The following is a 9,283-nucleotide window of genomic DNA, read 5'->3' as shown; positions in this document are numbered from 1 at the left end:
ACATGGCTAAAATTAAAATTATTTTTGGACCCAATACATTTTTCCAAAAGCAAATTCCTGAGAACTATATTCCTTTAGAGCATTATATTCGATTTACTGACTCACTTACCGTAAATATTCTTAAAGAGTTTGACTACACTAAAGTTGAAGATTATCTTTCTTCGGAAATCGTCGTGGCTGAAACAAACGCATACTCATCTATTAAGACGGGCGCTGTACAAAATTTTAAAAATATATTGGATCTTTTATTTGATTATTCAGATGGGATCTTTCTGCAAAACCCACCTAAAAATGTTTTGCATATGATAAGATCCAATTATAAGAGAAATATTGATTACGAAGAAATTTTATTTAGGTATAAAAATATTAATGTAAATAATTTGAAAAAGATTAATAGATATTTACGAAATAATATTGTAGGTCAAGATAGTGCATTAGATAGAGTGATGGCTAATATGTATTCGTTAACAAAGAATAAAAAATCAAAACCTATTGTTCTTATGTTGTATGGTGCATCAGGGGTAGGTAAAACTGAAACTGCTAAAATCATATCAAATGTTATGGGGGGAGGATTAGTTAGGAAACAAATGTCTATGTCAAAATCAAATCAATCATTTAGCTATACCTTTGGCAGTAGCCATGATGAACCAAGCCTAGCAAAAGATTTAATTCAAAGAGAAACTAACATAGTACTTTTTGACGAGTTCGACAAAGCACATCCTGAGATCCTAACCGCATTCTATCAGCTTTTCGATGAAGGAGTATTTGAAGACTCAAACTATTTAGTTGAAATGCATAACAGTATTATTATATGTACATCGAATTACAGAAATGAAAATGAGATAAGATCGGCACTGGGTGATCCTATTTATTTTCGCTTTGATGATATTATTTTTTATAATGATTTAACTCTAATTAGTAAACAAATATTAATAGAACGAATTTTTGAAAATAGATGGAAATTACTAACTGAAAAAGAAATAAAGTTTTTGGGAAATAAAGAAGACTTGTTGGATAAATATCTTTCTTATGGAAATCAGCTAAAGAACTTTAGACATATTGATAATTTGATAAAACAGGATTTAAACCTTACTTTATTTAAACGAATAATTAGTGACAATTCATAAGAAATATTTGACAAAATAGAGCAAAGATGAGAATATAATAGTGTAGATAACTTGAGTATCTACTTTAGCTGTGATAATCATTGGTGCGCTGGCATGCACTGGAGATTTGAGCTTTAATAGGGTTGTGTGTGTACACCTCAAACCAGCAGTTAAAACACTCATACTTTGACTTTTAGAGATTTCGAAAGAAATCTCTTTTTTTGTAAGGAAAAATCAATGGAAAATAATGATATATTGTACCAAGCAGCTAAAATTTTTGAAGAAATTAAATCCTATAAAATTGAGATTACAATAGGAAGAAAAGGCCAGGCAGAAGTATTTACAATTATTTTTGAAGATAGTGATTTTCATCATCTGGCTGGTTTACACAAATTAACTGACATAGTACAAGTCTATAAGCAAAATGCGAGCATAGTTTTTTCAAAAATACTTGAAAGAGAAATATGCTTAAGAGATTTAGAGGCCTCCTCTTTCTATACTTTAATACAAGACAGAATATCAATACTTTTATCTTTAAAAAACCTATTTTTCAATATAAATAGTGTTTTTAAATTTAGAAAGCTAATGATTCCTAATAGTAAAATTCGATGGACATATCTTCTTGAATTTACTTATAATACAACTGATTCCGGATATCTATTTTTGGAAGAATATAGAGCAAAGCCTGCTAATTATGTATGTGTTTCAAATTTCAAGAAAAATGTTGACTATGGATCAGGACAAATCAAGTACACATTACTCCAAGCAAAAGCAATAAATAAAATTTCCGAAGAAGAAGAAGTGTGGTATAAAAACCCTGCTTACAAAGAGTGATTTAGGTTCACTCTTTAATATTTTTAGTTTACATAAGATATATTATGCGAAGTTATATATTTTTGGCGAATGTTAGGATTAAGCGCAACAACTAAATAAGACCATATAACAATCATTCGTGATTTGGTCTATTATATCATGTTCCGTTTTTGATATATAGCTTATTGTTCGTTTTTTTCTTTTTATAACGATGTAAAATCATTTTAATTGTTTCTAAGAAATTTTCGAATACTCTAAATCAAATTTAAATTGCGGTGATTTCCATTTGAAAAGTTTTCTTGGTCGTAAATTCATACTTTGAACGGCCTGATTGATTTTATGTTGAGAAATATTTTTAAAGTTAGATGGTTTTGGAAAATATTCTCGTAGTAATCCATTATGATTTTAGTTAGAACCGCGTTCATGTGGTGCGTACGGATTAGCATAATAGATTTTGCAATCAAAAGTATCTTCAATAAGTCCAATTTCGAACTGATTAACAAATTCGCTTCCACGATCACATGTGATTGTTTTCACACCATTTGGATACATTTCGACTAAACATTTAATTGCTGACATCATTGATCTACCTGTTTTATTTGGGATCTTAATCGCTATATAATGCCTCGTTTTACGTTCGATAAACGTCGCTAGGCACGCTGAGACACCTTGTCTAGAGACGACAGTATCAGCTTCCCAATGACAGAACTCCGTTCGTAATTGTACCTCTTCAGGCCTGTTACTCAACGTACGTCCCTCAAAAAAAGCTCGATCTGGATGTTTTAATCGGTTACTCGTATTTTTTATTTGGTAACGTTTTCCACGGTTACGTAATTTTTTTATGTCGAAAGGAACAATTTTTTTATAAATCCAACCATAAATAGTTGATGTACAAACCTTTACGCTACGAACGGCATTAGCGATCTGCTCTGGCGAATATTTCATATTAAGATACTTCATGATCGTTTTTGTGTTGTGTATGGTAGCCTTAGTTGTTGTTCCACAATTTTTCTTGCGAATACGTGCTAGGTTACCCGCACTTGTTGCTTGATACGGTAAACTAGCGAGACTATTCTTCTTTCTTTGTTCAGTACCACGTTTGATTTCTCTAGAGATCGTAGATCTATGCCTATCTAAGCGACGAGCTATCTCAGCTTGAGAAACCCCTTCACTTACATATGCTTCAATCTGCCCACGTTCTTCAGACGATAAATGGTTATACGACATTTAAAACCCTCCTAAAAAAACAAGTTTAGTAAACTACGCTACTCAGAAATCACAAAGAATACTACTCAAAAATTGCTTAGTGACAATACCTTTGTGAGTAGACCAATCTCATTTCACAATTTAGATACTTTAAATCCTTGCTACGACAATTACTTTAAATAATCCCCACTTATGTTAACCGTTAATGAAATAACATAATTTCTTTAGTAAGCTAGTAAGCTGATCTATTTTAAGTGTTGTAATATTTCTAGAGGAGTTTCTAAACTAATATCTGCACTTGAGAATAGTGGATTTTCTTTTGCTCCCCACTTTGCTAAAGCAAATTTAGCTCCAGCTGATTGTGAGCTATGCATATCATAGATTGAATCACCTATGTAAATTGATTCTCCGGGTAAACTTCCTAATTTATTTAATGCATATAGAATTGGTTCAGGATTAGGTTTATGTTTCGTTGTATCAGAGGCAGTTACTGAAATATCAAAAAGTTTACTTAAACCAAAATGTTCAAATTCATTTTCCATTTCTTCATTTGTTTTGGATGTAACGATCCCAATTTGTATCTCATTTTCTTTTAACTTAGTCAATGATTCTTCCACTTTGGGAAACAAAGTCGCAAGATGAGAGTATTGTTTAACATTTTCGGACCAACATGCATATAGCTTATCAGCTTTAGATGCAATGATTATTCTCTGTGAGGCGCTAATCGTAAGTCCTAACTCACTTCTTATATGATTATATACTGAAACGCGCAAGATTTCTTCATTCAAACCATGAACCAGATTCAGTGGCATAACAGAATTTTCAATGCTTTTAGCCTGCCCATCTACATAACGAACTCGCTGAATCTCATATACTGGATCACATTTATCTATTCTCAGAAGTTCCATTTCATGCTCTGTTGGAAAACGAACATCAAAACCAAGGATTTTACTAGTAACTTCAGCTTTTTCTTGTTGGGTTGTTCCAAAATTAGCTCTTTGATCTCACTAGCGCTAATAGAACCTGAATACGTGTTCTTAACATTACTGATTGCTGATGTGACATTGATGTCCACTGTGGAGTACTCAAAAACTAAATCGGTATTGATGATTTTAGCGCCATCGATTACTAGATATTCGATGTGACACATACCTTGTTCCCTTTCTATATAACAGTTCACGAAACGCAAATTCTTACTATTCCAACCAAGATATTCGGCGATGATCGTTGAATCATAGACAGTAACATCTTCACAATTCCAGAAGGCGTCTTTTGATAACAATTTTGAATTTTTAATGATGATATTTTTGTCTCCATCACTTGTTACGACAGATGAAATAAGGTAAATATAACATGGCTTGATTATTTCGTTTCGGGAATACTGATGCGGTTCTAGTAGGCGAGCTCGCCACATTGACTATTCTCGCTGTGATTAATGCTAGCACTTGAAAAGATGACGCGAATTAATTTAGTGCGATTGTTGTTTGCTTTTCTGTAGCCACAGAGATCGGTAATTCTGTAGGTAAACATTGCATTGTTAACTTAAAACAGTTATAGTGTACATGAATACATACTTGAGGTGAGAAAAATGGTTGGAATTAGAACTGTGGCAAAGCGGGCGGGTGTTTCAGCAGCGACTGTGTCTAGAGTCTTGAATGAGGATAAGACTCTATCTGTCACCAAAGAAACCAAAGAGCGAATTTTAGAAGCAGTAGCCTATTTTAATTATGAGAAAAAAGAACGGGTGACCAAGAGTAAACACGTATTGAGCTTGATTACGACTGTTTCCGAAATCAAAGAGTTGGAAGATCCGTATTTTCGCTCGATTCGGATCGGAATCCAGCAACAGTCTGAGTTGAGTAAGATCGCCACAAAAAAAGTGATCCGCTTGGGAGAGCAGACTTTAGACTATCAAGACCTGCGCTCTAGCGCCGCAATCTTGGTGATCGGCCAAGTACCGGTGGCAGTAATCCGTAAAATCAGGGAGGTCAATCCTCATGTGGTGGTGGTGGATGATTCACGTCCTGAATTGTTAGAAATCGGGGCCGACACAGTCGCCACCGATTTTCCTGGTGCGACGGCCCGTCAACTGGATCGCTTATATGGTAAAGGTCACCGCCGAATTTTTTTTATCGGTGCGCAGCGGACCATCACAGATGAAGCTGGTCAAGAGATGAAAGAAAACAACGATGTGCGACATTTGGCCTACCAACAGTGGATGTTGGCCCATGACTTACAGGCTGAAATGAAAGTCTATTTAGGTGATTGGAGTACAATCGAGGGTTTGAAGGTCACTGAAAAGTTGATCAGAGAAAATCAGGAAAAGATGCCTACTGCTGTGATGGTGGCCAGTGACCCTATTGCCGTGGGAGTCTATCGCGGTTTGCAAAAGCATGGTTACCGCGTGCCAGATGATGTCTCGGTGGTGAGCTTTGATAATATCGAGATGTCGGAATATCTCACCCCGCCTTTGAGCACGGTCAATATTGAAACAGAAGAGCTGGGAAAGATCGCGGTGCGCCTTGCTATGGAACGGATCCAAGGTCAGCGGGAAGTAGCCGTTCAGGTCACCTTATCCAATGAGATTATTCTGCGGGATAGTGAAACAGCGGTCCCTTGATAAAAAAACGGACACGAAAAGAGTTAGGAAGGACTGCTATAACAATCTCGTTTGGCGATGTCACAAAAACCGAACAAATGATGAACCACTTCACTTTTGAAGTGGTTTCTTTGTAGATTTTTCAAGTTTTTTTTGCTTGATTGGGATGCTCTTCGGAAATTTACTGAAGGGAAGGTGAAGTCGAACTAGTTTCAATTACACGTAACAATAGTTACGTAACAAAAGTAAAATCCATCGAAAACAAATAAATAAACAAATCGATTTTTTTGTAATAAACAGTTGACAAAACATTTAGTGAACATTATGATGAAAGTGTAGAAAAGAAAGCGCATACTATTTGGGAGGGGTAATTATGAAGGGAAAAAGAAAATGGATTACAGCGGCAGTTTCCGGAGTGAGCCTATTGGTTTTGGCGGCCTGTGGCGGAGGGAAAGACACAGCCAGTGGCAAAACTGAGATCGAGTTTTTCAGCCAGAAAAAGGAAATGCAGCCGACTTTGCAAGAAATCATCAATGATTTTGAAAAAGCCAATCCTGATATCAAAGTCAAATTCACCAATGTACCTGATGCAGGAACGGTCTTGAAGACGCGGATCTCCAGCGATGACACACCGGATGTGGTGAATGTTTTTCCACAAAATGCTGATTTTCAAGAATGGGCCAAAGCAGGTATCTGGGAAGATCTAACTGGCAAAGACTATCTGAAAAATCTAAAAGAAGGGGCGGCTGAGACTTACGCCATCAATGATAAAGTCTATAACGTGCCATTGACGAGTAACGCCTGGGGCTTCTTCTTCAACCAAGATAAGTTTGACGAATTAGGCTTACAACCACCAAAAACTTGGGCTGAATTTGAAAAACTCGTCGCAGATATCAAAGCAAAAGGGGAGACACCTTTCGCCTTATCATTGACCCAAGCGGATGCTTGGACATTGAACGGTTACCACCAATTAGCTTGGGCAACAGTAGATGGTGGCTTTGAGGGTGCCAACAATGCGTTGGTGCATAGTCCTAAAGGCGCCATCAAGACCAGCAATCCCGATTTCCAAGAAGTCACCAAAGAATTGGATCTTCTTCATGGGAACGGCCAAAAAAATGCCAACGGGGCTACTTATGACGATGCCATCGCGGCTTTTGCAAAGGGCAACGCACTGATCTTCCCTAATGGTATCTGGGCGTTACCAGCGATCCAAAACCAAAAACCAGAATTCAAGATCGCTTCATTTGCTTACCCTGGTTTGAAAGACGGTGAAGAAATGACCGTGGGGGCAGCCGATTTAGCCTTGTCCATCTCTGCGAAGTCAAAACATAAAGAAGCAGCTGAGAAATTCGTGGAATATATGACCACCAAAGAAGCGATGCAAAAATACTATGACAAAGATGGTGCCCCAACTTCTGTAACTGCCGTGGATCAGGAAGGCAAGTTCCCAGAGACCCAAGGGATTACGCAATATGTCTTTACTGATCGCCAAATCGTTTGGTTGCAAAAAGAATGGACTTCTGAAGAAACCTTCCACCATATGACTGTTGAATATGTCAATTCACAAGACAAGCAGCAATTAGCGGACAATCTGAATAATTTCTTCGACACGATGAAGAAATGATCGTCTCTATGATATTCCGGTCGTATCTACAATCGCAACGAAGTAAATAAACATTGTGGGCACGATAAGAGACCTCGACAAATTTTTGCTTCACGTCGAGCTTACGTGCCCTTTCTAATTGGAGGTAAATCATGAATATTAAAAAACGTCACAACTTGACCTGGGCCTATCTCTTCGTCTTAGTGCCCATCGTGTTACAACTGATCTTCTTTTATATCCCCATGATCCAAGGGTTTTTCTATAGCTTGACGGACTGGACTGGTTTGACCTCGAACTACAACTTTATCGGCTTGAAAAACTTTACAGCGGTCTTTGCCGATCAGAAATTTGCCAAATCAGTGGGCTTCACCATTATTTTCACATTAGGACTTATTGTTGGTGAGATCGTACTGGGGATCGTTATTGCCCGTTTCTTGAATAAAAAATTAAAAGGCGTGGGCTTCTTTCGCACAGCCTATTTCTTCCCAGCAGTTTTGAGTACCGTGACCCTAGGGTTGATCTTTAAACAGATTTTCAACTATGGTCTTCCTCAACTAGGAGAAAAACTGGGGATCAGCTGGTTGCAAAGCAATCTGATCGCCGATGAAAAGACTGTCTTTTGGGGTGTTTTGTTTGTCGCATTATGGCAAGGGGTGGCAATGCCCATTGTGATCTTCTTATCCGGTCTTCAAAGTATCCCCAGTGAGATCTTAGAGGCAGCTGCGATGGATGGGGCCAACAATTGGCAAAAATTCTTGAAGATAGAGATCCCTTATTTGATCCCTTCCTTGAGTATGGTTTTTATCATGGCACTAAAAGCTGGTTTGACGGCTTTTGATTTGATCTACGCACTGACTGGTGGCGGTCCTAGTGATAAGACCACCACGATGGGGCTATTGGTCTACAATTATGCCTTCAAGAGTAACCAATACGGTTATGCCAATGCCATCGCTGTCTTGTTATTCTTGGCAGTGGCGGTGATCTCATTGATCCAGATCAAAACATCAAAACGCTTTGAAGCATAGTAGATAGGAGGAACTTCCTAATGATAGAAATGAAAGATTTGACTGCGACTTATACCTTAGCAAATGGTGTCAAGATCCCAGTTTTAGGTTTAGGAACGGGGCAGGCTCCCGATAGTGAAGCCACCATCAAGGCTGTCAAAACCGCCATAGAGATCGGCTATCGGCATATCGATACCGCCCAAGTCTATGAAAATGAAACTAGTATCGGCGGGGCGATCCAGCAAAGTGGCGTTTCACGAAAAGAATTGTTTGTCACGACTAAGATTTGGAACGATCAACATACCTATGATAAAGCACTGGCTAGTTTTGAAGAATCTCTGGAAAAATTGGCCACCGACTATGTGGATCTATTATTGATCCATTGGCCGAATCCACCAGAATTCCGTGACCATTGGCAACAAGCTAATAAGGAGACGTGGCGGGGTTTAGAAGCCTTATATCGAGCAGGGAAAGCCCGCGCTATCGGGGTATCGAATTTTCGGCAACATCATCTGGAAGCGTTGCTGCAGACAGCAGAGATCAAGCCGATGGTCAACCAGATGTTTTTAGCGCCTGGGGAGTTACAACCGGCAGAGGTCGCCTATTGTCAAGACCAGCAGATTTTATTAGAGGCTTATTCCCCACTGGGGACTGGGCGGATCTTCCAAGTGCCAGAGATCATGGCATTAGCTGACAAGTATCACAAGACCATCGCGCAAGTGGTGTTGAGATGGTCCTTGCAACATGGCTTTTTACCATTACCCAAATCGATCACCCCTAGTCGGATCAAGGAAAATACGGAAGTCTTTGATTTCCAACTCAGCGCCGAAGATATGCAGATCATCGACAGCTTAGGTGGTGTCGTAGGCAAGGCCGAAGATCCGGATACCACCGACTTCTAAACAACTATCAGGATCTTTCATTGAAAGGATCAGCTGATAAGCAGGCTGCA

General features: G+C 38.4%; 8 protein-coding genes and 1 pseudogene. 6 read left to right on the top strand and 3 right to left on the bottom strand.

The annotated features are described in order from the left end of the window. Both IGK14_RS17075 and IGK14_RS17070 read left to right on the top strand, forming a co-directional pair. The coding region (locus IGK14_RS17075) for an AAA family ATPase (RefSeq protein ID WP_142960516.1) at positions 1 to 1,127 on the top strand (1,127 nt) is incomplete at its 5' end. Positions 1,128 to 1,343: 216 nt separating this feature from the next. Continuing rightward, positions 1,344 to 1,940, top strand: coding sequence for a PBECR4 domain-containing protein (locus IGK14_RS17070; RefSeq protein ID WP_142960517.1), 597 nt, complete (start codon positions 1,344 to 1,346; stop codon positions 1,938 to 1,940). A 213-nt stretch (positions 1,941 to 2,153) separates the two neighbouring features. Here the strand turns inward: IGK14_RS17070 and IGK14_RS17065 are convergent. The 3 genes and pseudogenes from IGK14_RS17065 to IGK14_RS17055 all read right to left on the bottom strand — a co-directional run bounded on the left by IGK14_RS17065 (position 2,154) and on the right by IGK14_RS17055 (position 4,539). After that, positions 2,154 to 3,146 (bottom strand): annotated as a pseudogene (locus IGK14_RS17065) (IS30 family transposase). 224 nt (positions 3,147 to 3,370) lie between these two features. After that, complete coding sequence (locus IGK14_RS17060) at positions 3,371 to 4,033, bottom strand: HAD-IA family hydrolase (RefSeq protein WP_438712745.1); 663 nt, start codon at positions 4,031 to 4,033, stop codon at positions 3,371 to 3,373. Beyond that, positions 4,021 to 4,539 carry a DUF3737 family protein gene (locus IGK14_RS17055; RefSeq protein WP_428216668.1) on the bottom strand — a complete coding sequence of 173 codons (519 nt, stop codon included), beginning with the start codon at positions 4,537 to 4,539 and terminating at the stop codon, positions 4,021 to 4,023. The genes IGK14_RS17060 and IGK14_RS17055 overlap by 13 nt, the downstream gene beginning before the upstream one ends. Before the next feature lie 174 nt (positions 4,540 to 4,713). On the opposite strand from IGK14_RS17055, the gene IGK14_RS17050 reads away from it, so the two are divergent. The 4 genes from IGK14_RS17050 (at position 4,714) to IGK14_RS17035 (ending at position 9,233) form a co-directional block, all read left to right on the top strand. Further along, on the top strand, positions 4,714 to 5,745 hold the full coding sequence (locus tag IGK14_RS17050; protein ID WP_325833188.1) for a LacI family DNA-binding transcriptional regulator: 1,032 nt from the start codon (positions 4,714 to 4,716) through the stop codon (positions 5,743 to 5,745). Positions 5,746 to 6,097: 352 nt separating this feature from the next. Continuing rightward, complete coding sequence (locus IGK14_RS17045; RefSeq protein ID WP_325833187.1) at positions 6,098 to 7,348, top strand: extracellular solute-binding protein; 1,251 nt, start codon at positions 6,098 to 6,100, stop codon at positions 7,346 to 7,348. Between the two features lie 131 nt (positions 7,349 to 7,479). Then, positions 7,480 to 8,352, top strand: a complete 873-nt coding sequence (locus IGK14_RS17040; protein ID WP_216387729.1) for a carbohydrate ABC transporter permease — start codon at positions 7,480 to 7,482, stop codon at positions 8,350 to 8,352. A gap of 29 nt (positions 8,353 to 8,381) precedes the next feature. Then, positions 8,382 to 9,233 (top strand): aldo/keto reductase, encoded by an 852-nt coding sequence (locus IGK14_RS17035; protein WP_438712748.1) that lies wholly within the window; start codon positions 8,382 to 8,384, stop codon positions 9,231 to 9,233. Positions 9,234 to 9,283 lie beyond the last annotated feature (50 nt).

The sequence above is a fragment of the Enterococcus sp. DIV0970a genome, from assembly GCF_051711265.1.
Classification (GTDB): Bacteria; Bacillota; Bacilli; order Lactobacillales; family Enterococcaceae; genus Enterococcus_D; species Enterococcus_D casseliflavus.
Note: the sequence above shows the minus strand (reverse complement) of the source record. Positions and strands in the feature narration are given on the sequence as shown.